The sequence below is a fragment of the Stenotrophomonas sp. FR010 genome (genome assembly GCF_047520755.2).
GTDB classification, from domain to species: Bacteria; Pseudomonadota; Gammaproteobacteria; order Xanthomonadales; family Xanthomonadaceae; genus Stenotrophomonas; species Stenotrophomonas sepilia.
Map to the genome: position 1 here is coordinate 23,637 of NZ_JAXBQT020000020.1, position 22,469 is coordinate 46,105.

Consider the following 22,469-nt stretch of genomic DNA (forward strand, 5'->3'; position numbering starts at 1 on the left):
AGCAATGAGAACCTTCAGGACTCCGGTCGCGTTGATCGCGGCCCTCGCCCTGGCCATGACGGCCTGCTCAACCCCCGAAGCCACTCCCGAAGCCGCACCGCGTGTCAGCGTGGTCACCGTCGGCCCGCAGGTGGTACAGCGCGATGACGAACTGCCCGGCCGCGTGGCTGCCGTGCGCACCGCACAGATCCGTGCCCAGGTGGGCGGCATCGTGCAGCGCCGCCTGTTCGACCAGGGCGCAGAAGTGAGCGCCGGCCAGGCCCTGTTCCAGATCGATCCGGCGGCGTTCCGTGCAGATGTTGATTCGGCACTGGCAGCCCTTCAGCGCAGCGAAGCGGCGCTGGGCCGCAGCCGCGTGCAGTCGCAGCGCCTGCATGCACTGGCCGCCGCACAGGCCGTCAGCCAGCAGCATCGCGACGATGCCAGTGCCGAGTACGAACAGGCCCGTGCCGCGGTGAACGAAGCGCGCGCGATCCTGGCCCGTCGCCAGCTTGACCTGCGCTATGCCACGGTCAGCGCGCCGATTGCCGGCCGCATCGACCAGGCGCTGGTGACCGAAGGCGCACTGGTGGGCGTGGCCGATGCCGAGCCGATGGCGGTGGTGCAGCAGATCGACCAGGTCTACGTCGATGTGCGCCAACCGGCGGCGCAGCTGGAGTCTCTGCAGCGCAGTGCCGCCGGTGGCGGCGAGCTGCCGGTGACGATCATCGGTGCCAGCGGCAAGCCACTGCCCGAACGCGGCCAACTGCTGTTCTCCGGCATCAATGTCGATGCGCGAACCGGTGATGTCATCCTGCGTATCCTGGTCGACAACCCGCAGCGGCAGCTGCTGCCCGGCATGTACGTGCGCGCGAGGGTGCCACGTGGCGCGCCGGCCAGTGCATTGACCGTGCCACAGCAGGCGGTGCTGCGCAGCGCCGGTGGCCAGGCCTATGCCTGGGTGATCGGCGCCGACGGCAAGGCGGTGATCCGCACGCTGGAAGTGGACGGCAGTGTCGATCGCCAGTGGCTGGTGCGCACGGGCCTGAAGGCCGGCGAGAAGGTGGTGGTCGAGGGCCAGGAGCGCCTGCAGGAAGGCGTGGTGGTCGATGCGCGCGACTGGCAGATGCCGGTCGCCAGCGCCGGTGCAGTGCAGGCCGGCAGCAAGGGCTGAGCCTTTCCGGGGCCGGTCCCTCCAGGGAAATCCAACATGGCACGTTTCTTCATCGATCGCCCGGTGTTCGCCTGGGTGCTGGCGATCTTCATCATCCTGGCCGGCGTGCTGGCGATCCCACGGCTGGCGGTGGAGCGCTATCCAGCAGTCGCCCCGCCCAGCGTCAGCATCTATGCCAGCTACCCGGGTGCCAGCCCGCAGACGCTGAATGATGCCGTGGTTGGCCTGATCGAGCGCGAGCTGTCCAGCGTCAAGCACCTGCTGTACTTCGAGTCGTCGGTGGACGCGTCCGGCGAAGCGTCGATCACTGCCACCTTCAAGCCCGGCACCAATCCGGAGCTGGCGCAGGTGGACGTGCAGAACCGGATCAAGGCGATCGAACCGCGGCTGCCGCGCAGCGTGCGCCAGAACGGGCTGTTCGTGGAGGCCGCTGATTCCGGCTTCCTGATGCTGGTCGGCCTGCGTTCGCCCGATGCCAGCGTCAGCGAGGCGGCGCTGGGCGATTTCATGGCGCGCAACATCATCGAAGAGCTGCGCCGTATCGATGGCGTCGGCCGCGTGCAGTTGTTCGGTGCCGAGCAGGCGATGCGCGTGTGGCTGGACCCGACCCGGTTGACCGGCTACGGCCTGACCATGGGCGATGTGGCAACCGCCATCGAACAGCAGAACCTGGAGATTTCGCCAGGACGCATTGGTGATTCGCCGGGTGTTCCAGGCCAGCGCATCACCGTGCCGCTCAGTGCCGACGGCCAGTTGTCCACGCCGGAACAGTTCGCGGCGATCGTACTGCGTGCCGGCGCCGACGGTTCACGGGTGGTGCTGGGTGATGTCGCCCGCGTCGAGCTGGGCGCGCAGAGCTATGCCTGGGGCACCCGCGAGGACGGCCATCCAGCCACCGCCGCCGGCGTGCAGCTGCGCCCGGGCGCGAACGCGGTGCGTACCGCCGCGGCGGTGCGTGAGCGCATGGCTGAGCTGGCGCCGCTGCTGCCACGCGGGGTGGAAGCGAGCATCCCGTTCGACACCGCGCCGTTCGTGAAGATCTCGATCCAGAAGGTAGTGCAGACCCTGCTGGAGGCGATGCTGCTGGTGTTCGCGGTGATGTACCTGTTCCTGCAGAACTGGCGTTACACGCTGATCCCGGCGCTGGTCGCACCGATCGCGCTGCTGGGTACGTTCGCGGTGATGCTGGCGCTGGGCTTCTCGATCAACGTGCTGACCATGTTCGGCATGGTGCTGGCCATCGGCATCATCGTCGACGACGCGATCGTGGTGGTCGAGGGCGTGGAACGTATCATGGCCGAGGAGGGCCTGCCGCCGCGCGAGGCCACCATCAAGGCGATGCGTGAACTGACCGGCGCAGTGATCGGCATTACCCTGGTGCTGACCGCGGTGTTCATCCCGATGGCGTTCGCCAGCGGTTCGGTGGGCGCGATCTACCGTCAGTTCACCGTGGCGATGGCGGTGTCGATCCTGTTCTCGGCGCTGCTGGCCCTGAGCCTGACGCCGGCGCTGTGCGCGACCCTGCTGCGCCAGGCCAACCACGGCCATCACGGTCGCGGCGGGCTGTTCGGCGCCTTCAACCGCGGCTTCGAGCGGATGACCGGGCGTTACCAGCGTGGTGTGGCGACGGTGCTGCAGCGGAGCGGGCGGGTGATGGGCGTGTTCGCCGCGCTGGTGGCGGCGTTGCTGCTGGGCCTGCACTGGCTGCCGGGCGCATTCCTGCCGGAAGAAGACCAGGGCTATTTCATGACCTCGATCCAGCTGCCCGCCGAGGCGACGGCCGAGCGTACGCTGGCCGTGGTCGAAGCCTACGAACGGCACGTGGCCTCGCGTCCGGGCATCGGCTCCAATCAGTCGATCCTCGGCTACAGCTTTTCCGGTTCCGGCCCGAGTGCGGCGCTGACTTACACCATGCTGAAGGACTGGGGTGAGCGCGCAGGCGCAACTGCGGCCGGTGAGGTGGAGGCCGCGCAGAAGGCGATGGCCACGATTGCCGAGGGCGAGGTGATGAGCGTGATGCCGCCGGCGATCGACAGCCTGGGACGTTCGTCCGGCTTCTCGCTGGCGCTGCAGGCGCGCACCGGGCAGGGCCAGGCCGAACTGCGCGCGGCCCTGCAGCAGCTGCTGAAGCTGGCCGAAGCCAGCCCGCTGCTGTCGGAGGTGCATGCCGATGGCCTGCCGGCCGGCACCAGCGTGCGGCTGGACATCGACCGGGCCAAGGCCGAGGCAATGGGCGTGGGCTTCGAGCAGATCAGCAGCACGCTGTCGGCAGCCATGGGCTCGCAGTACGTCAACGACTTCCCCAACAAGGGACGGCTGCAGCAGGTGATCCTGCAGGCCGATGCGCCGCACCGGATGGAGCTGGAAGACGTGCTGAAGCTGTACGTGCGCAACAGCGAGGGCGGCATGGTGGCGTTGTCCGAGCTGGTCACCCCGCACTGGACCGAAGCGCCGTTGCAGCTTCAGCGCTATCTTGGCTTCCCGGCGCTGAACCTGTCCGGCGCCCCGGCCTCTGGCGTGTCGACCGGCCAGGCCATGGCGGAGATGGAGCGGTTGGCCGAAAAGCTGCCGTCCGGTTTTGCCCTGCAGTGGACCAGCCAGTCGCTGCAGGAGCGTGAGTCGGGGGCGCAGGCGCCGTGGCTGCTGTTGTTGTCGATGCTGGTGGTGTTCCTGGTGCTTGCCGCGCTGTACGAGAGCTGGTCGATTCCGTTGGCGGTGCTGCTGGTGGTGCCACTGGGCCTGCTTGGCGCGGTCGCCGCGGTGCTGTTGCGCGGCATGCCCAACGACGTGTTCTTCAAGGTCGGCATGATAACCGTGATCGGGCTGTCGGCGAAGAACGCGATCCTCATCGTCGAATTCGCGCGCCAGCTGCAGCAGCAGGGGCGCGGTCTGGTTGAAGCAGCGCTGGAGGCGGCGCGGCTGCGCCTGCGCCCGATCGTGATGACCTCGCTGGCGTTCGCGCTGGGCGTGGTGCCGCTGATGCTGGCGCAGGGCGCGTCGAAGGAAACCCAGCAGGCGATTGGAACCGGTGTGTTCGGCGGCATGGTCAGTGCGACCGTGCTGGCGGTGTTCTTCGTGCCGGTCTTCTATGTAGTGGTGCAGGGCGCGCGGCAGTGGATCGCGCAGCGCCTGCGCAGGCGCCGGCCGATGCCGGGAGGAACCGTGGATGGAACGGAACATCGTTGAAGATCTGCATGAGCAGCAGTTGTTGGCGCTGGAACAGCGCCTGTGCGCAGCGCTGCTGGAGAACAATCACGATGCGTTGAACGCGCTGGTATCGCCGGCCCTGTTCCTGATGGACGGCCACGGTGGCCGCATGCTCGATCTGCCGTGGCTGGGTGATTGGTTGGCCGGAGACCTGCAGGTACGAAGCCTGCAGCTGCACGCGGTGGAAACGCTGCTGTGTGGCCGTCTGGCGTTGCTGTCCAGCGACGTGCGGATGTCGGTGTGGCGGCAGGGCTTGGAGCGCGAACTGAAGCTGCGCCTGTTGCGGGTCTGGACCTGCAGTTCCGGCGGCAGTGGCGCGCAGCTGCTGTCGATGGCGGTGCTGGCCGCATGAGTGCGGTCAGGCCGTTTTCAGGCCCCGCTCACCGCGAGGTGGTAGGGTCGAGCATTCCTGTAGTGTCGACAAGGAGTCGAGCCATGCGTGTAGTACCCAGTCTGTTGGCAGCCTCCCTGGGGTTGGTCCTGGCCGCGTGCCAGCCGGCCCAGGCACCCGCGGCGGGCAGCAATGACGCCCCGCCTGCCACGCCGCAGCCGAGCGCCAACACGGAAGGTGGCAGCGAGACCGCCTACCAGTGTGGTGATCTGAGTGTGGTCGCGACCTTCAATGGCGAGGATGCTGCCACGCTGGTGATCGGCGAGCGTGGCTTCGCCATGACCTCCGAGCGCGCGGCATCGGGCGCCAAATACAACGATGGCCTTGGCAACAGCTTCTGGACCAAGGGTAGCGATGATGGCCTGCTGAGCCTGAAGGGCGAGCCGGATCGCGAGTGCCATGCGGTGGAAGCCACCGAAGGCGATGGCAGCGCCGGCAATGCCGCGTTCCGTGCCACCGGCAATGAACCCGGATGGCTTGCAGTCGTCGATGGCGATATGCCGGGCCTGCAGGTGGAAGTTGACTACGGCGAGCGCCGCTTTGACGTGGCCAAGCCCACCCAGGGCGCTGATGGATGGAGCGGAAAGGCGTCCGACGGCACCGACGTCAAGCTCAGCTTCCAGCGCACCAGCTGCCAGGATGACATGAGCGGCCAGGCATTCGAGGCCAAGGCGATGCTGACCGTCGGTACCCGCCAGTACCACGGCTGCGGCAATTTCGGCGCGAAGCAGCCGTAAGTTACCTGTAGAACCGAGCCCACGCTCGGCTGTAGTACCTGTCCAACCCACCGCAGCCGAGCGCGGGCTCGGCTCTACACAACTGCTGTCAGCGATGCGCTGCTTGCTGCCTGCGGCGAACGTGCCGCAGGCAGTGATCGGCAGACGATCGGCGCAGGGTGCTTAGTCGGCACGGCCGGCGAATTCGCCGGTGGCGGTGTTCACCAGCACGCGCTCGCCGTTGACGATGTACTCCGGCACCATGATCTCGATGCCGGTGTTGAGCTTGGCCGGCTTCGGGCGCTTGGTGGCGGTGCCACCCTTCAGTTCCGGCGGCGTCTCGATCACTTCCAGCACCACGGAGGCCGGCAGCTGGATCGCCACCGGCTGCTCGTCGATCACCTGCACGTAGATGCCGGTCAGGCCGTCGGTGATGTAACCGGCGTCGTCGCCGATCACGTCCGCGTCCAGGGTGTACGGGGTGTAGTCCTCGTCATCGAGGAACACGAAGGCATCGCCGTCCTTGTACGAATAGGTGGACTGGCGGCGCAGCAGTTCGACCTCGACCAGGTTGTCGTCGGCATCGAAGCTGGCGTCGAGCTTGTTGCCGCCCGGCACGCTGTACATGATGAAGCGGAAGCGGACGTTGCCGCCGCGACCCTGCGGCGAGCTGCGCTCGATGTCGCGGATCTGGTACACGCCGTTGTTGTACTCGACGACGTTGCCCTTCTTGATGTCGTTGGCTTTCATGGTGATCTAGGTCGTTGGGGGAGGGCGCCGTCCCGGCGCCCGGGGGAATCACTTCGGAGCGAGGCGGGTAGCGCCGTCCAGGCGGATGGTCTCGCCGTTGAGGTAGGTGTTGCCAAGGATGAAGCCGACCAGGCTGGCGAAGTCTTCCGGCTTGCCCAGGCGCGACGGGAACGGGATCGAGGCGGCCAGCGACTGCTGCACGGCTTCGGGCATGCCATCGACCATCGGCGTCCAGAACACGCCCGGGGCGATGGTATTGACGCGGATCCCGAAGCGCGACAGTTCGCGTGCCATCGGCAGCGTCATCGACACCACGCCGCCCTTGCTGGCGGCATAGGCGGCCTGGCCGATCTGGCCTTCATAGGCGGCGATGCTGGCGGTGTTGATGATCACCCCGCGCTCGCCATCGATGCCGGCCTCGTTGTGCTGCATGCGGTTGGCCGCGGCCTTGGCGACATTGAAGCTGCCGACCAGATTGACCATCACCGTGCCCTGGAAGCCGGCCAGCGGCATCGGGCCGTCCTTGCCCAGCACGCGGCCGGCGCCGAGGATGCCGGCGCAGTTCATTGCCACGTTCAGGCCGCCGAGGAAATCGTGGGCCTGGTCGATGGCCGCAGCCACGGCGGCCTCATCGCTGACGTTGACGTTGAAATAGCGGGCGTTGTCGGCACCCAGCCCGGCAACGGCGGTCGCACCCTTGTCGTCGTTGAGATCGAACAGGGCCACCTTGCCGCCCTGGGCGACGAGGTGCTGGGCCACGGCCAGGCCGAGGCCGGAGACGCCACCAGTGATCACGGCACGTACGGAAGACAGCTGCATTGAACGGTCCTGCAGGTTCGAGAACCGCCGATTCTAACGGAAGCCGCGACCGTCGCTGTTGTGCACTGCGCCGCCGCAGCAGGGCGACGCAGTGCGGCGGTCAACCTGCGGCGGCCAGCGCCTGCCCGGTGCGGCTGGCGGTGGCGCGACCGAGCAGGCCGGCCAGCCAGCGGCCGGTCTCGGCCAGTGCCGGCAGGTCCACGCCGCTGTCCAGGCCCAGGCCCTGCAGCAGGTAGACCACGTCTTCGCTGGCCACATTGCCGCTGGCGCCCTTCGCATACGGGCAGCCACCGGCGCCGGAGACGGCACTGTCGACCACGCGCACGCCTTCTTCCAGGCAGGTGGCGATGTTGGCGATGGCCTGGCCGTAGGTGTCGTGGAAGTGCACGGCCAGTGCCGTCATCGGAATCTCGGCCGCCACCGCCTGCAGCATCGCCCGTGCCTTGCGCGGGGTGCCGACGCCGATGGTGTCGCCCAGCGAGATTTCGTAACAGCCCATCTGGTGCAGCGCGCGCGCCACGCGCACCACGTCGGCCAGCGGCACCTCGCCCTGGTAGGGGCAGCCGAGCACGGTGGAGACGTAGCCGCGCACGCGCACGCCATCGGCGGCGGCGCGGCGCAGGATGGGCTCGAACCGGGCGAGCGACTCGTCGATGCCGGCATTGGTATTGGTGCGGTTGAACGCCTCGGACGCGGCAGTGAACACCGCCACCTCCTCGACGCCGACCGCACGGGCGCGGTCGTAGCCCTGTTCGTTCGGTACCAGCACCGGGTACTGGACACCCGGCCTGCGCTGGATGCCGGCATAGACCTCGGCGGCGTCGGCCAGTTGCGGGATCCACTTCGGGCTGACGAAGCTGGTCGCCTCGATGCTGCGCAGGCCGGTGGCCGACAGGCGGTTGATCAGTTCGATCTTGTCGGCGGTGGACACCGACTGCTTTTCGTTCTGCAGGCCGTCACGCGGGCCGACCTCGACGATGCGGACGTAATCGCTCATGCGGCGGCCCCATCGGCGGGGCGGTGGCAGACCGCTTCGATGTTGTTGCCGTCCGGGTCGAGCACGAAGGCCGCGTAGTAATCCGGGTGATACCACGGGCGCAGGCCCGGCGCGCCGTTGTCGCGGCCGCCGGCGGCGAGCGCGGCGGCATGGAAGGCATCCACCTGCGCACGGCTGGCGCAGGCGAAGGCCACGTGTACGCCGTGACTGGCGGTGCCGCCATTGCCGAGCCAGAAGAACGGCTTGCCGTCGCTGCCGAAGCCGACGTGGTCGTGGTCGCCGGTCTGTTCGGCGGTCACTTCCATCACCACGCCGATCTGCAGCGGCGCCAGTGCCTGCAGGAAGAAGGTCCTGCTGCGCGCCAGGTCGGCGCTGGTCAAACCAAGATGATCGAGCATGTTCAGGCTTCCGTGACCCAGTGGGGGGCGCGCTTGTCGAGGAAGGCGCCCAGGCCTTCCTGGCCCTCGGCGGAGACCCGCAGGCGCGCGATCAGGGCGGCATTGTCGCGATCCAGGGCGTCGCGGTCATGGCTGTCGCGGACCTGCCGCACCAGCTGCTTGGCGGTGGACGAGGCGATCGGGCCGGCCTTGTCGAGCAGGGCCAGCTGGCGTTCCAGCGCCTCGTCCAGGCGCTCGGGTTCGACCAGCTGGTGGACCAGGCCGATGCGCAGCGCGGTGTCGGCATCGAAGTGCTCGCCGGTGGCGAACCAGCGACGGGCCTGGCGCGGGCCGATGGCCTCGATCACGTAGGGCGAGATGACGGCGGGCAGCAGGCCCAGGCGGCTTTCGGTCAGGCCGAAGCGGGCCGCGGTGCTGGCGATGGCAATGTCGCAGCAGGCAACCAGGCCGACGCCGCCACCGAAGGCCGCGCCGTGGACCCGGGCCAGGGTCGGCTTGGGCAGCTCGTCCAGGGTGCGCATCAGCCGCGCCAGGGCAAGCGAGTCCTCGCGGTTGTCGGCCTCGCTGGCGGCGGCCATGCCGCGCATCCACTGCATGTCGGCACCGGCCGAGAAGGAAGCGCCGTGACCGGCGACCACCACGGTCCGGACCGAATCATCGCCGCCGGCGGCTTCCAGTGCGGCAGTCAGCCGGGCGATCAGGCTGGCGTCAAAGGCGTTGTGCAGCTCCGGCCGGTTCAGCCAGAGGGTGAGGACAGCGCCACGGCGCTCGATCTGCAAAGCATCGTTCATGGGATTCCAGGGTCACTCCATACCTGTATGGATCATAGCGGGCCATTGGTCATGGGCCATGACGCGACGCGGGAATGTTAGAATCGAGAACCATTTACATCCAGCAGAGAACACGCTAGATGACGCTGTCCGAACTGCCGCTGCACACCTCGGCCGTGGTCGAGTCCGTGCAGGACCTGCATGCCAACGATGCCATTGCCCGCCGCCTGCGCGAGCTGGGTTTCGTGAATGGCGAGGAAGTACGCCTGGTGGCCAAGGGCCCGGTGGGGGGCGAGCCGCTGCTGGTGCAGGTCGGGTTCACCCGGTTCGCGCTGCGGATCAGTGAAGCCAAGCGCGTCGTGGTCGACGCCGTCAGTCAGGAACGACGCGCATGACCGCCATTGTCTCCGCCTCACCGCTGCGCATCGCGCTGGTCGGCAACCCCAACAGCGGCAAGACCGCGCTGTTCAACCAGCTGACCGGCAGCCGGCAGAAGGTCGCCAACTACACCGGCGTCACCGTCGAGCGCAAGGAAGGCCGCCTGCGTGCGCCGTCCGGCCGCGAATTCGCCGTGCTCGACCTGCCGGGCGCCTACAGCCTGCATCCGGCCAGCCTGGACGAGGCGATTACCCGTGACCTGTGCCGGGGCTTCTACCCGGGCGAAGCTGCGCCGGACGTGCTGTTGTGCGTGATCGACGCCACCAACCTGCGCCTGCACCTGCGCTTCGCGCTGGAGCTGCGGGAGCTGGGCAAGCCGATGGTGGTGGCGCTGAACATGGTCGACGCGGCCCAGCGCCGTGGCATCCAGGTGGACGTGGCCGCGCTGGAGCGCGAGCTGGGCGTACCGGTGGTGGAGACCGTGGCGGTGCGCAAGCAGGGTGCCAAGGCCCTGGTCGAGCGTCTCGATGCGATGGTGCCGCACCTGGATGCGCCGGTGCCGGGCCCGGAAGGTGGCATCGACTACCACGCCAAGGTGCGCGAGATCCTGTCGGTCGCCGTGCGGATGCCGGCACGAACCGCGAAGATCGACGACGCGCTGGACCGCTGGCTGCTGCACCCGGTGTTCGGGCTGATCAGCCTTGCAGTGGTGATGTTCCTGATCTTCCAGGCGGTGTACGCGTGGGCGACGCCGTTGATGGATGGCATCGAGGCTGGCTTCGCCTGGCTCGGTGCTCTCGTTGGCAGCGTGTTGCCGGAGGGTCCGCTGGCCAGCCTGCTGACCGACGGCATCATCGCCGGCGTCGGTGGCGTGGTGGTGTTCCTGCCGCAGATCCTGATCCTGTTCTTCTTCATCCTGGTGCTGGAGGAATCCGGCTACCTGCCACGCGCGGCGTTCCTGCTCGACCGCATGATGGCCGCCGCCGGCCTGTCCGGCCGCTCGTTCATCCCGCTGCTGTCCAGCTTCGCCTGCGCGGTGCCGGGCATCATGTCCACGCGCAGCATCCAGGACCCGCGTGACCGCCTGGCCACCATCCTGGTCGCACCGCTGATGACCTGCTCGGCGCGCCTGCCGGTGTACGCCCTGCTGATCGGTGCATTCATTCCGCAGAAGACGGTGTGGGGGGTATTCAACCAGCAGGGCCTGGTCCTGTTCGGCCTGTACACCGCCGGCATCCTCAGTGCGCTGGCTATGTCCTGGATCATGAAGAAGTGGCGCCGCGACAAGAGCGAGCATCCGCTGATGCTGGAGCTGCCGTCGTACCGCCTGCCACATGTGCGTGACCTGGCGGTGGGCCTGTATGAGCGCGGCATGATCTTCCTCAAGCGTGTCGGCGGCATCATCCTGGCGCTGACCATCCTGCTGTGGGTGTTGCTGTCGTTCCCGGCGGCCCCGGCCGATGCCACGATGCCGGCCATCGACTACAGCTACGCCGGCCGGATCGGCCATGCGATGGCGGTGTTCTTCGCACCGCTGGGCTTCAACTGGCAGATCTGCATCGCGCTGATTCCGGGCCTGGCCGCGCGTGAGGTGGCGGTGTCGTCGCTGGCCACCGTGTATGCGCTGTCGGCCGCCGATGATGATGCCGCCAGCCAGGCGCTGACCCCGTTGATCAGCGATGGCTGGTCGCTGGCCACGGCCCTGTCGCTGCTGGTCTGGTACATCTACGCCCCGATGTGCATCTCGACGCTGGCCACCATCAAGCGCGAGACCAACTCGTGGAAGCAGATGGGCTTTGCCGCGTTCTACCTGTTTGCCGCGGCTTACGTGGCCGCGCTGATCACCTACCAGGTGACCAAGGCGCTGGGAGGCGGCTGATGGATACCGGCCTGCTGATCCAGTACCTGATCATCGCGGTGGCCGTGCTGGTCAGTGCCTGGGTGGTGCTGAAGAAGCAGTTCCCGGGCACCGTGCGCACGCTGCGCGGGGCCTTGGCGCTGGCCCTGCTGAAGCCGGGTCGCGCGGCCTGGCTGCAGGCGCTGGGGCGGAAGATCGCGCCTCCGGCCAGCGGTGGTGGCGGTGCCTGTGGGGGGTGCGACAGCTGCGGGCCGACCAAGAAGTAGCGTCGAGCCATGCTCGACGGCGGCTGTCCGGAGGGTGCGAACGTTCGACCTGTGGGTGCGAACCCTGGTTCGCACGCTTTCCGGGGTTCAGACCTCTCTGCGGATGATCGCGCGGAAGTTCCCGTCCTGATTCAATCGCCGCACCGATTCGCGGTTTCCATGGGCTGCTGCGAAACCCGCCACGTCGGCCAGGGCATCGAGCAGCAGGGCCTTCAATGCGTCGCGGTTGCCGGCCTCCAGCAGATCTTCAAGGTCCTGCTGGATGAAGGTCCGGCGCAGGCCTGGCGTTTCTTCGATCCGCCAGTCGACATGGGGCGTGGGAATGCTGGAGCGGTACCGGAAAGCCGTTTCAAGATCGTCAGGCGCGAGGGGATACGCGAGCAGCTCTGGAAAGTAGAGTCCAGCATTCACATAGAAGCCCCGGCTTTCGCTGGCGCGCTGGTGATTCACGACAAGCAGGGCGGCATCCAGCAAGCGGTAGCGCGTGGTCGACGTCCCGGCATAACCGGTCTTCCTGGCGCATTTGCTGAAGACGGTCGAGGATTTCATGGGTTTTGCCCGGGCTGAGGGAAGGGCCACAGACTTGAAGGGGAGCGTTGCCGCGTCCAGTGGCAAACCCGTCACCGCAGGGGCATGCAGTATCGCAGCGATGGCGCTTGCCGGAGCGGGCGTGCTGCCGCTAGCCTGCAGGCATGAACCTGACTCCCCTGCGATTGCTCATTCACGGTGCCTCCGGGCGCATGGGCCAAGCCCTGCTGCGGCTGGCCGCCGAACATTCCGAAACCCTGCAGATCGTGGCCGCCGTGACCGGTCGCGCGCCGGCCCAGCGCGTAGTCGACGGTGTGCCGTTCTTCGCGGCCAGCGAACTGCCCGGTGCGCCGGTGTTCGACGCGGCCATTGACTTCAGCCTGCCGGAGGGCTTCGACCCGCTGCTGGCGCTGTGCGTGGATCGCGGGGCAGGGCTGGTGTCGGGTACCACCGGCATTTCCAGCACGCAGCGCCAGGCGTTGGATGCGGCAGCGGCGAAGATCCCGCTGGTATGGGCCTCGAACTTCAGCCTGGGCGTGGCGGTACTGGACGAACTGGTGGAGCGCGCGGCGCAGGCGCTGGCCGGCTGGGACTGCGACATCGTCGAATCGCACCACACCCAGAAGAAGGACGCGCCATCGGGCACTGCACTGACCCTGGGCGCGGCCGCGCAGCGGGGCGGGGCGGAGCCGCATTACGCCAGCTTGCGCGCCGGCGACATCGTCGGCGAGCACCTGGTGCAGTTCACCGGGCTGGGCGAGCGCATCGAGCTGGTACACCGGGCCACCAACCGCGACATCTTCGCCCGCGGCGCCCTGTTTGCCGCCCGCCAGCTGCGGGGCCGGGCCCCGGGTAGCTACCGGGTGCGGGACCTGCTGACGTAAGGCGGTAGTGCCGGCCGCTGGCCGGCAACCTTGGGTGACGGGACGCCATTGGATTGCCGGCCAGCGGCCGGCACTACCGGGTAGCGGGTGCCGCATACCCGGCCGGATTGAAATGAATGCGCAATCGCCTGTTCATGAAGCGCGATAACCGCTGGCGTGAGCGCCCCGGCAGCGCTACAATTCGCACTCGCCGAATCACGAAAGCCGGACCGGTCCCAGACCGTACGTCCGCGCTTTTTTGCAACCGGATTTCCGTGAAGCGCAGGCGTGACTTCGGCAGCCCCCTCGGTAGCCAAAGTGAGATTCCCGTGACCCAAGCCGCAATCCTCGTCCTCGAAGACGGCACCGTATTCGAGGGCGAATCCGTAGGCGCGCCCGGCCTGTCCGTCGGTGAAGTGGTGTTCAACACCGCCATGACCGGCTATCAGGAAGTGTTGACCGACCCGTCCTACGCCCGGCAGATGGTCACGCTGACCTATCCGCATATCGGCAACACCGGCATGACCGACCAGGACGATGAAGCGTCCAAGGTGTGGTCGGCCGGCCTGATCGTGCGAGACGTTCCGCGCCGTCCCAGCAACTGGCGCAGCCAGGTGTCGCTGCAGGACTGGCTCATCCAGCGTGGCGTGGTCGCCATCGCCGGCATCGACACCCGCAAGCTGACCCGCATCCTGCGCGAGAAGGGCGCGCAGAACGGTGCGCTGATGGCCGGCGACATCGACGTGGAAAAGGCACTGGAAGCCGCCCGCAAGTTCCCGGGGCTGAAGGGCATGGATCTGGCCAAGGTCGTCACTACCGAGAAGACCTACACCTGGACCGAGGGCCAGCTGGACCTGGATGCCAACGCCTTCGTCAGCGTGCCGGCCAAGTACAAGGTCGTGGCCTACGACTTCGGCGTGAAGACCAACATCCTGCGCATGCTGGCCGAGCGCGGCTGCGAAGTGACCGTGGTGCCGGCGCAGACCCCGGCCGCCGAGGTGCTGGCACTGAAGCCGGACGGCGTGTTCCTGTCCAACGGCCCGGGTGACCCGGAGCCGTGCGACTACGCCATCGAAGCGATCAAGACCTTCATCGACGTGAAGATCCCGACCTTCGGCATCTGCCTGGGCCACCAGCTGCTGGGCCTGGCCTCGGGCGCGCAGACCATGAAGATGGGCCACGGCCACCACGGTGCCAACCACCCGGTGCAGGACCTGGACAGCGGCCGGGTGATGATCACCTCGCAGAACCACGGTTTCGCGATCGATGAAGCAACCCTGCCGCCGACCCTGCGCGTGACCCACCGTTCGCTGTTCGACGGCACCAACCAGGGCGTCGCCCGCACCGACGTGCCGGCGTTCTCGTTCCAGGGCCACCCGGAAGCATCGCCGGGCCCGCACGACGTCGGTCCGCTGTTCGACCGTTTCGTGGCGCTGATGGAGCAGGCCAAGGCGTGATCAGTACGCCGCCGGCCCCCCGGTGGCGTCGCGATGGACCGTAAACCCCGTATCGCTGCTGCCACTGGCGCGGCGCTGCGGATCAAGATTCCTGATCGACAGCGTGCGATCACTCCCCCTTGTCACGCTGTACTGACTTAGAGAAGAAAATGCCCAAGCGCACTGACCTCAAGACCATCCTCATCATCGGTGCTGGCCCGATCGTCATCGGCCAGGCCTGCGAGTTCGACTACTCCGGTGCCCAGGCCTGCAAGGCCCTGCGTGACGAGGGTTACCGCGTGGTGCTGGTCAACAGCAACCCGGCCACGATCATGACCGACCCGGAGATGGCCGACGCCGTCTACATCGAGCCGATCAACTGGCAGACGGTCGAGAAGATCATCGCCAAGGAAAAGCCCGATGCGCTGCTGCCGACCATGGGTGGCCAGACCGCGCTGAACTGCGCGCTGGACCTGGCCGACAACGGCGTGCTGGAGAAGTACAACGTCGAGCTGATCGGCGCCAAGCGCGAAGCGATCCGCATGGCCGAAGACCGCGAGCTGTTCCGCGTGGCCATGGGTGAGATCGGCCTGGAGTGCCCGACCGCCGCCGTCGCCCACACCCTGGACGAAGCGCTGGAAATCCAGACCCGCGTCGGCTATCCGACCATCATCCGCCCCAGCTTCACCCTGGGCGGCAGCGGTGGCGGCATCGCCTACAACCGCGAAGAGCTGGTCGAGATCGTCAGCCGCGGCCTGGAGCTGTCGCCGACCACCGAAGTGCTGGTGGAAGAGTCGGTGCTGGGCTGGAAGGAATTCGAGATGGAAGTGGTCCGCGATACCGCGGATAACTGCATCATCGTCTGCTCGATCGAAAACCTGGACCCGATGGGCGTGCATACTGGTGACTCGATCACCGTGGCGCCGGCGCAGACCCTGACCGACAAGGAGTACCAGCGCCTGCGCGATGCCTCCATCGCCGTGCTGCGCAAGATCGGCGTCGATACCGGTGGCTCGAACGTGCAGTTCGGCATCAACCCGAAGACCGGCCGCGTGGTCGTCATCGAGATGAACCCGCGCGTGTCGCGTTCCTCGGCGCTGGCTTCCAAGGCCACCGGCTTCCCGATCGCCAAGGTCGCCGCCAAGCTGGCCGTGGGCTACACCCTGGACGAACTGAAGAACGAGATCACCGGCGGCCTGACCCCGGCCTCGTTCGAGCCGTCCATCGACTACGTCGTCACCAAGATCCCGCGCTTCGCCTTCGAGAAGTTCCCGGCCGCCGATGCCCGCCTGACCACCCAGATGAAGTCGGTGGGCGAGGTGATGGCGATGGGCCGCACCTTCCAGGAGTCGGTGCAGAAGGCCCTGCGTGGCCTGGAAACCGGCAAGGTCGGCTTCGACCCGACCGGTCTGGACCTGGCCAACGAAGACGACCTGCAGACCCTGCGTCGCGAGCTGAAGGCCCCGGGCCCGGAGCGCCTGTTCTATGTGGCCGATGCGTTCCGCGCCGGCATGAGCGTGGAAGAGATCTACGCACTGTCATTCATCGATCACTGGTTCCTGGACCAGATCGAGGAAATCATCGCGGCGGAAGGCGAAGTCGCCGCCGGTGGCATCGACGCACTGGACGCTGCGCGCCTGCGCAAGCTGAAGCGCGCTGGCTTCTCCGACGCGCGCCTGGCGCAGCTGACCGGCACCAACGAGGCCGCCATCCGCGCGCTGCGTCGTGCGCACAAGGTGCGCCCGGTCTACAAGCGCGTGGACTCCTGTGCCGGTGAATTCTCCACCGGTACCGCCTACCTGTACTCGACCTACGAGGACGAGTGCGAGGCCGCGCCGAGCAACCGCGACAAGATCATGATCCTGGGCGGTGGCCCGAACCGCATCGGCCAGGGCATCGAGTTCGACTACTGCTGCGTGCACGCGGCACTGGCGCTGCGCGAGGATGGCTATGAAACCATCATGGTCAACTGCAACCCGGAAACCGTGTCGACCGACTACGACACCTCCGACCGCCTGTACTTCGAGCCGCTGACCCTGGAAGACGTGCTGGAAATCGTCGAACTGGAACAGCCGAAGGGCGTGATCGTGCAGTACGGCGGCCAGACCCCGCTGAAGCTGGCGCGCGCGCTGGAAGCCAACGGCGTGCCGGTGATTGGCACCAGCCCGGACTCGATCGACCTGGCCGAAGACCGCGAGCGCTTCCAGCAGCTGGTGGACAAGCTGGGCCTGAAGCAGCCGCCGAACCGCATCGCCCGCAATGATCAGGAAGCCCTGCTGCTGGCCCGCGAGATCGGCTACCCGCTGGTGGTGCGCCCGAGCTACGTGCTGGGCGGCCGTGCCATGGAAATCGTCTACGGCGAAGCCGACCTGGCCCGTTACGTGCGCGACGCTGTGAAGGTGTCCAACGATTCGCCGGTGCTGCTGGACCGCTTCCTCGACAATGCTGTCGAGTGCGACGTCGACATCATTGCCGACAAGGATGGCAACGTCCTGATCGGTGGCGTGATGGAGCACATCGAAGAAGCTGGCGTGCACTCGGGCGATTCCTCGTGCTCGCTGCCGCCGTATTCGCTGTCGGCTGAAACCCAGGCCGAACTGCGCCGCCAGGTGGTGGAGCTGGCCAAGGCCCTGAACGTGGTCGGCCTGATGAACACCCAGTTCGCGATCCAGACCAGCGACGAGGGTGCCGACACCGTCTACCTGCTGGAAGTGAACCCGCGTGCCTCGCGCACCGTGCCGTTCGTGTCCAAGGCCACCGGCATGGCGCTGGCGAAGATCGCCGCCCGTTGCATGGCTGGCAAGAGCCTGGCCGAGCAGGGCGCGACCAAGGAAATCGTGCCGGACTACTACTCGGTGAAGGAAGCGATCTTCCCGTTCGCCAAGTTCCAGGGCGTCGATCCGATCCTCGGGCCGGAGATGCGCTCCACCGGCGAGGTGATGGGCGTCGGCCGCACCTTCAACGCCGCCTTTGCGCGTGCGCAGGAAGCCGGTGGCATCAAGGCACCGCCGGTCGGCAAGGCCTTCGTCTCGGTCCGCGACCCGGACAAGAAGCGCGTGCTGCCGGTGGCCAAGGCGCTGCTGGCGCGTGGCTACAGCCTGGTCGCCACCCGTGGCACCGCCGCGTGGCTGCAGCAGCACGGCATGGACTGCGAGATCATCAACAAGGTGGTCGAAGGCCGTCCGCACATCGTCGACTCGATCAAGAACGGCGAGATCGTCTACATTGTCAACACGACCGAAGGTCGTTCGGCGATCAACGACTCGTTCTCGATCCGCCGCGAGGCGCTGCAGCATCGCGTCACCTACTCAACCACCATTGCCGGCGCCAAGGCGCTGGTGGATTCACTGGAATTCCGCGGCACCGGCCCCGTCTGGTCGCTGCAGGAGCTGCACAAGGAGTTGAATGCATGAGAGCCCCCATCACCATGAAGGGCGCGCAGAAGCTGCGCGACGAACTGGATCACCTGAAGTCGGTCAAGCGCCCGAAGGTCATCGCCGCCATTGCCGAAGCGCGTGAGCACGGTGACCTGAAGGAGAATGCCGAGTACCACGCCGCGCGCGAGGAACAGGGCTTCATCGAAGGCCGCATCAAGCAGCTGGAGGGCGAGCTGTCGCACGCCGAGATCATCGACGTGAGCAAGCTCAATGCCGGCTCCAAGGTGGTGTTCGGCGCCAGCGTGACGCTGGCCGACGTGGAAACCGACGAAGAGAAGAAGTACCAGATCGTCGGTGACCTGGAAGCGGACATCAAGCTGGGCCTGATCGCGATTTCCTCGCCGGTGGCGCGGGCGATGATCGGCAAGCTGGAAGGCGATTCGATCGTGATCGACGCCCCGGCCGGCCAGCGCGAGTACGAGATCGTCAGCGTCAGCTACGTGGACTGACCGCGTGGCGACGGCGACCCTGCTGTTGCCTGCACGCAGCCGCTTTGCCGCGGCTGCGCTGCCGGACGATGTGGCACGCGCGCTCGGCCGTGCCACGACGGTGCAGGTCGTGCCGGGCGAGCGCGCGCAGCTGACACGCCATTTCTCGGTTGCCGCGCCGCACTGGCCGGTGGCCGCGTTGACCCGCCAGCGCGACGTCGGCGATGCCGCCGGCGCCAGCTGGCTGCGTGCCGATCCGGCCTGCATGGTGCCGGACATGCACGGCGCGCGGATGATGGCCTACGGCGAAACACTGCGGCCGACGCTGGCCGACAGCCTCGCGTTGCTGCCGGTGCTGCAGCCATTGTTCGCCGATGCCGGCTTCGTGCTCGACGCACCCGATCCCTCGCGCTGGTACCTGCGGCTGCCGATCGACAGCGAGCTGCCGGACTTCGACAGCCCCGACGAGGTCCTCGGCGATGACCTGTTCTCGCATCTGCCCGAAGGCGAGGGCGGTCGTCGCTGGCGGGCGCTGATGACCGAGGCGCAGGTGCTGCTGCACAACCATTCCTGGAACCAGCAGCGTGCCGCACAGGGACAACAGCCGATCAATTCGCTGTGGTTCTGGGGCGGTGGCGTGATGCCGGTGTCGGTCAGCACGCCGCACGCGCAGGTGCGCAGCCGGGACGCGCTGCTGCAGGGCCTGGCCCTGGCGGCTGGTGTGGCCGTGGATGGCGAGCAGGCGGTGGATGCGCTGGTCGACCTGCGCCAGCTGCGCTCTTTGCAGCAGCTCGGCAATGATGCGATCCGGCCGCTGCTGGCCGCGCTCAAGCGTGGCGAACTGCAGCGGCTGGTACTGGACTTCGAGGACGGCCTGCAGTTCCAGCTGGACCGTGGCCAGCGCTGGCAGTTCTGGAAGAAGCCGCGCCAGCTGCACGACTGACCGGGGTCGGATCCGTTTTCGGAAAACGGCTCTGACCCCCCAGGGTTTGTCGGGCTTGCCGGCCAGCTGCCGGCACTACCGCAGGTAGCGGCGCCTCAACGGACCTCGCTGACCACCGTGGGCAGCGTCCAGTGCCCGCCCGCGACGCCCCGGCACTGCCCGGTAGTGAACTCGCTGCTCTTCACGAATCGCGCGCCATCCCAAGCCCAGTCGTGGCCGGAGAAGCAGTCACCGATGCCGCGCCCACGGAAGCGCCCGCGCAGCGTCGCGTCATCGCGATCAAAGTCCTCCGCGCTGGAGGTCACGAACTTCGCCTGGTACGGCGCTTTGTCCTGCACTACCCAGTAGCCGCTGCTGAAGTTGTAGGCACCCACGAAGCAGCTGGTGCTTGCCAGCACATGTTGGGTGTCCAGTCGCTGGATCTCGATTTCATCTGTCCCGCCCTCGCTCAGGCGGCCGCACTCATCCGGCTTGGGCAGGCTGGCGATCAGTGCCTTGCGCAGGCCCGGTGCTTTCGCCAGTGCCGCGTCCGAGGCGCGCGGTGCCACCAGCGTGCCGCGCACGATCACTGGCACCGGCAACGCCGCAGGCACGCTTGCTTCGGGCTTGTCGCCACGCCGCACCAGCGCACCGGGGGTGCCCAGCCGGCCCTGTGCCTCGTCCATCTTCAGCAGTACGGCCGCTGCACCGCGGTCGGAGATCGGCCAGGCCTTGCCCTTGCCGTCGATGATCTCGATGCGTGCCTGGCGCGGCAGTGCGGCGACCAGTGCATCGGTCTGTGCCTGCTGCAACAAGACTTTGTCCCCGTCGCCGGTGTCGCGCACCGGGCCCAGGTCCTTGCCGTTCAGGCGCAGGCGCAGTGCCCCGGTCGGCGTCGGGCTTTCGCCATCCTCGCCATTGCGCAGCCGCGCGATCACCTTCGCACCCGGGCCGCCGGCGCGCTCAAGCATCAGGCTGAGCAGGTTGCCGGGTTCTTCCGGACTGTAGCCGGCGGCGCGGCAGGTGCGGGTGTTGTCACAGGCCAGCGACCAGTCGTTGTGTTCGAATTCGACCCCGGGCCTGGGCTCAGGCGTCGCGGAGTGGGCGGCCGGGGCCACGGTGAGTGCCATCAGCGCGGTCAGCAGGGTGCGGGTCATGGATGGAAGTCCGTTCCAGGGCAGGCAAGCATGGAAGATGCGGTCGTGAAATCCAAATGCTGCTGGCCGAAGAGCCAGGTTGCCTCGTCAGCAGCGGCAGCCGACCGGGGGAGCGGTGCACGTTATGATGTGCGGGTCTTTCGTAACCGGCGATGCCGATGTCCCTTGCCGCCGATGCTGCGCAGCCGCCCTCTGATACACCGCTGATCCGCCGCCGCGATGCGGTCGTGCCCGGCAGCTGGCCAGAGGGCACGCTGCCATTGCTGGCCCGACTCTATGCCAGCCGTGGTGCGGGAACGCCAGAGCTGGCGCTGCCGAAACTGGGCAGCCTACACGCGCCCGAGCTGCTGACCGGTATCGATGATGCAGTGGGCCTGCTGATCGAAGCCATCGCCAACGACAAGCGCATCCTGGTGGTCGGCGATTTCGATTGCGATGGCGCCACCGCCTGTGCGGTCGGCGTGCGTGGCCTGCGCATGCTCGGCGCGCAACACGTCTTCCACGCGGTGCCGAACCGCATGGTGCATGGCTATGGCCTGTCACCGTCGCTGGTGGAAGAGTTGGCCGCGCTGCAGCCGGACCTGCTGGTCACGGTCGACCACGGTATTGCCTGCCATGCCGGTGTCACCGCGGCCAAGGCGCGCGGCTGGCAGGTGCTGGTCACCGACCACCATCTGCCGGGGCCGCAGCTGCCGCCGGCCGACGTGATCGTCGATCCCAACCTGGATGGCGATGCCTTCCCCAGCAAATCGCTGGCCGGTGTTGGTGTGATCTTCTATGTGCTGATGGCGCTGCGCCGGCATATGCGCGAGGCCGGCGTCTTCGCAGATGGCAAGGGGCCGGACCTGACCACGCTGCTGGATCTGGTGGCGGTGGGCACCGTTGCGGACCTGGTAGCGCTGGACCCGAACAACCGTGCGCTGGTCAGCGCAGGCCTGCGCCGTCTGCGCGCAGGGCAGGGCTGTGTGGGCCTGCGTGCACTGATCGAAGCCAGTGGCCGGGATGCCGCGCGACTGACCGCCACCGACATCGGCTTCGCCCTCGGCCCGCGCCTGAACGCGGCGGGCCGGCTGGAAGACATGGCGCTGGGCATCGCGCTGCTGCTCACCGAAGATCCGCGCCAGGCGCGCGAGATCGCGCAGACGCTGGAGCAGATCAACGCGGAACGCCGCGCGGTGCAGCAGTCGATGACCGACGATGCCGAGCAGGCCCTGACCCGCGTGGTGCTGGACATGGCTGGGCAACGGCCGGTGGCCGCCTGCCTGTTTGATGCCGACTGGCATCCCGGAGTGGTCGGCCTGGTCGCTTCGAAGATGAAGGATCGCCTGCATCGTCCGGTGATCGCCTTCGCTCCGGCCGAACCGGGCGCCGACACGCTGCGTGGCTCTGCGCGCTCGATTCCCGGGCTGCACATCCGTGACGCGCTGGCGCTGGTCGATGCGCGCCATCCGGGCCTGATCGACCGCTTCGGCGGTCACGCCATGGCGGCCGGCCTCAGCCTGCGGCTTGACCACGTTGATGACTTCAAGGCCGCCTTCGTCGCCGTGGTGCTGGAAATGCTCGACCCGGCGGCACTGCAGCAGCAGGTGCTCAGCGACGGCGAACTGGCCGCGGACGAGCTCGATCATCGCCACGCCGATGCGCTGCGGTTGGCCGGCCCATGGGGCCAGGGCTTCCCCGAACCCCTGTTCGACGGCCACTTCGAAGTGGCCAACTGGCGCGTGCTGAAGGAGCGCCACCTGAAGCTGGAACTGCGCCTGCCGGGCGTGCCTGGCACGATCAACGCGATCCACTTCGGCGGCTGGCACGGCAATGCGCCCGGCCGACACGTGCACCTCGCCTACCGGCTGGCCTGCGACGACTATCGCGGCGGCAGCGCCATCCAGCTGATCGTGGAGCACTGCCTGCCCGCCTGAGAAAAAGGGGACGGAGGGGATTAAGTCGCAACTGGCAAACAGGGCATAAGCGACTTAATTCCCTCCGTCCCCTTTTTGG

Annotated in this window: 20 protein-coding genes; 13 read left to right on the top strand and 7 right to left on the bottom strand. The window is 67.6% G+C overall.

Annotated elements, in window-relative coordinates; genetic code table 11:
- Nucleotides 1–4 precede the first annotated feature (4 nt).
- The 4 genes from ACM0PK_RS16610 to ACM0PK_RS16625 all read left to right on the top strand — a co-directional run bounded on the left by ACM0PK_RS16610 (nt 5) and on the right by ACM0PK_RS16625 (nt 5,488).
- Nucleotides 5–1,153: an efflux RND transporter periplasmic adaptor subunit gene (locus ACM0PK_RS16610; protein WP_065196766.1), complete on the top strand. Its 1,149-nt coding sequence runs from the start codon at nt 5–7 to the stop codon at nt 1,151–1,153.
- A 36-nt stretch (nt 1,154–1,189) separates the two neighbouring features.
- Nucleotides 1,190–4,339, top strand: coding sequence for a multidrug efflux RND transporter permease subunit (locus ACM0PK_RS16615; RefSeq protein ID WP_414607485.1), 3,150 nt, complete (start codon nt 1,190–1,192; stop codon nt 4,337–4,339).
- Nucleotides 4,320–4,712 carry a nuclear transport factor 2 family protein gene (locus ACM0PK_RS16620; RefSeq protein WP_065184948.1) on the top strand — a complete coding sequence of 131 codons (393 nt, stop codon included), beginning with the start codon at nt 4,320–4,322 and terminating at the stop codon, nt 4,710–4,712. Before ACM0PK_RS16615 ends, ACM0PK_RS16620 begins: the two co-directional genes overlap by 20 nt.
- A gap of 83 nt (nt 4,713–4,795) precedes the next feature.
- Nucleotides 4,796–5,488 (top strand): COG3650 family protein, encoded by a 693-nt coding sequence (locus ACM0PK_RS16625; protein WP_414607484.1) that lies wholly within the window; start codon nt 4,796–4,798, stop codon nt 5,486–5,488.
- A gap of 162 nt (nt 5,489–5,650) precedes the next feature.
- On the opposite strand, the gene yeiP is transcribed toward ACM0PK_RS16625, so the two are convergent.
- The 5 genes from yeiP to ACM0PK_RS16650 form a co-directional block, all read right to left on the bottom strand.
- Complete coding sequence (gene yeiP, locus ACM0PK_RS16630) at nt 5,651–6,217, bottom strand: elongation factor P-like protein YeiP (RefSeq protein WP_005409468.1); 567 nt, start codon at nt 6,215–6,217, stop codon at nt 5,651–5,653.
- Nucleotides 6,218–6,265: 48 nt separating this feature from the next.
- A complete protein-coding gene (locus ACM0PK_RS16635) occupies nt 6,266–7,036 on the bottom strand; it encodes an SDR family oxidoreductase (RefSeq protein WP_065196763.1) in 771 nt (256 codons plus the stop codon).
- Between the two features lie 100 nt (nt 7,037–7,136).
- Nucleotides 7,137–8,033 carry a hydroxymethylglutaryl-CoA lyase gene (locus tag ACM0PK_RS16640; RefSeq protein WP_414607483.1) on the bottom strand — a complete coding sequence of 299 codons (897 nt, stop codon included), beginning with the start codon at nt 8,031–8,033 and terminating at the stop codon, nt 7,137–7,139.
- On the bottom strand, nt 8,030–8,431 hold the full coding sequence (locus tag ACM0PK_RS16645; RefSeq protein ID WP_072169000.1) for a VOC family protein: 402 nt from the start codon (nt 8,429–8,431) through the stop codon (nt 8,030–8,032). The genes ACM0PK_RS16640 and ACM0PK_RS16645 overlap by 4 nt, the downstream gene beginning before the upstream one ends.
- Before the next feature lie 2 nt (nt 8,432–8,433).
- Nucleotides 8,434–9,222, bottom strand: a complete 789-nt coding sequence (locus ACM0PK_RS16650; RefSeq protein WP_414607482.1) for an enoyl-CoA hydratase/isomerase family protein — start codon at nt 9,220–9,222, stop codon at nt 8,434–8,436.
- Nucleotides 9,223–9,341: 119 nt separating this feature from the next.
- Between ACM0PK_RS16650 and ACM0PK_RS16655 the strand changes: the two genes are divergently transcribed.
- The 3 genes from ACM0PK_RS16655 to ACM0PK_RS16665 are packed head-to-tail and all read left to right on the top strand — an operon-like array spanning nt 9,342 to nt 11,703.
- Nucleotides 9,342–9,596, top strand: a complete 255-nt coding sequence (locus ACM0PK_RS16655; RefSeq protein WP_049464336.1) for a FeoA family protein — start codon at nt 9,342–9,344, stop codon at nt 9,594–9,596.
- Entirely contained in the window at nt 9,593–11,458 is a 1,866-nt protein-coding gene (feoB, locus tag ACM0PK_RS16660) for a ferrous iron transporter B (RefSeq protein WP_414607481.1), read from the top strand. Before ACM0PK_RS16655 ends, feoB begins: the two co-directional genes overlap by 4 nt.
- Nucleotides 11,458–11,703 carry a DUF6587 family protein gene (locus ACM0PK_RS16665; protein WP_065177612.1) on the top strand — a complete coding sequence of 82 codons (246 nt, stop codon included), beginning with the start codon at nt 11,458–11,460 and terminating at the stop codon, nt 11,701–11,703. Before feoB ends, ACM0PK_RS16665 begins: the two co-directional genes overlap by 1 nt.
- Nucleotides 11,704–11,790: 87 nt before the next feature.
- Here the strand turns inward: ACM0PK_RS16665 and ACM0PK_RS16670 are convergent, their stop codons facing one another.
- Nucleotides 11,791–12,252: a DUF4304 domain-containing protein gene (locus tag ACM0PK_RS16670; RefSeq protein WP_072168998.1), complete on the bottom strand. Its 462-nt coding sequence runs from the start codon at nt 12,250–12,252 to the stop codon at nt 11,791–11,793.
- Between the two features lie 143 nt (nt 12,253–12,395).
- On the opposite strand from ACM0PK_RS16670, the gene dapB reads away from it, so the two are divergent.
- The 5 genes from dapB to ACM0PK_RS16695 all read left to right on the top strand — a co-directional run bounded on the left by dapB (nt 12,396) and on the right by ACM0PK_RS16695 (nt 19,338).
- The gene (gene dapB / locus ACM0PK_RS16675) at nt 12,396–13,115 is read left to right on the top strand and encodes a 4-hydroxy-tetrahydrodipicolinate reductase (protein ID WP_414607480.1); all 720 of its coding nucleotides are present in this window, start codon (nt 12,396–12,398) and stop codon (nt 13,113–13,115) included.
- A gap of 308 nt (nt 13,116–13,423) precedes the next feature.
- Nucleotides 13,424–14,551 (top strand): glutamine-hydrolyzing carbamoyl-phosphate synthase small subunit, encoded by a 1,128-nt coding sequence (gene carA / locus ACM0PK_RS16680; RefSeq protein WP_111176715.1) that lies wholly within the window; start codon nt 13,424–13,426, stop codon nt 14,549–14,551.
- Between the two features lie 149 nt (nt 14,552–14,700).
- On the top strand, nt 14,701–17,943 hold the full coding sequence (carB, locus tag ACM0PK_RS16685) for a carbamoyl-phosphate synthase large subunit (RefSeq protein ID WP_414607479.1): 3,243 nt from the start codon (nt 14,701–14,703) through the stop codon (nt 17,941–17,943).
- 8 nt (nt 17,944–17,951) lie between these two features.
- On the top strand, nt 17,952–18,416 hold the full coding sequence (gene greA / locus ACM0PK_RS16690; protein ID WP_026347191.1) for a transcription elongation factor GreA: 465 nt from the start codon (nt 17,952–17,954) through the stop codon (nt 18,414–18,416).
- Nucleotides 18,417–18,420: 4 nt separating this feature from the next.
- Nucleotides 18,421–19,338, top strand: a complete 918-nt coding sequence (locus ACM0PK_RS16695; RefSeq protein WP_065184938.1) for a phosphoglycerate mutase — start codon at nt 18,421–18,423, stop codon at nt 19,336–19,338.
- A gap of 95 nt (nt 19,339–19,433) precedes the next feature.
- Here the strand turns inward: ACM0PK_RS16695 and ACM0PK_RS16700 are convergent, their stop codons facing one another.
- Complete coding sequence (locus tag ACM0PK_RS16700; RefSeq protein ID WP_065196760.1) at nt 19,434–20,474, bottom strand: DUF1176 domain-containing protein; 1,041 nt, start codon at nt 20,472–20,474, stop codon at nt 19,434–19,436.
- A 158-nt stretch (nt 20,475–20,632) separates the two neighbouring features.
- Here ACM0PK_RS16700 and recJ point away from each other — a divergent pair, with 158 nt between their 5' ends.
- Complete coding sequence (recJ, locus tag ACM0PK_RS16705; protein ID WP_065185237.1) at nt 20,633–22,390, top strand: single-stranded-DNA-specific exonuclease RecJ; 1,758 nt, start codon at nt 20,633–20,635, stop codon at nt 22,388–22,390.
- Nucleotides 22,391–22,469: the final 79 nt, after the last annotated feature.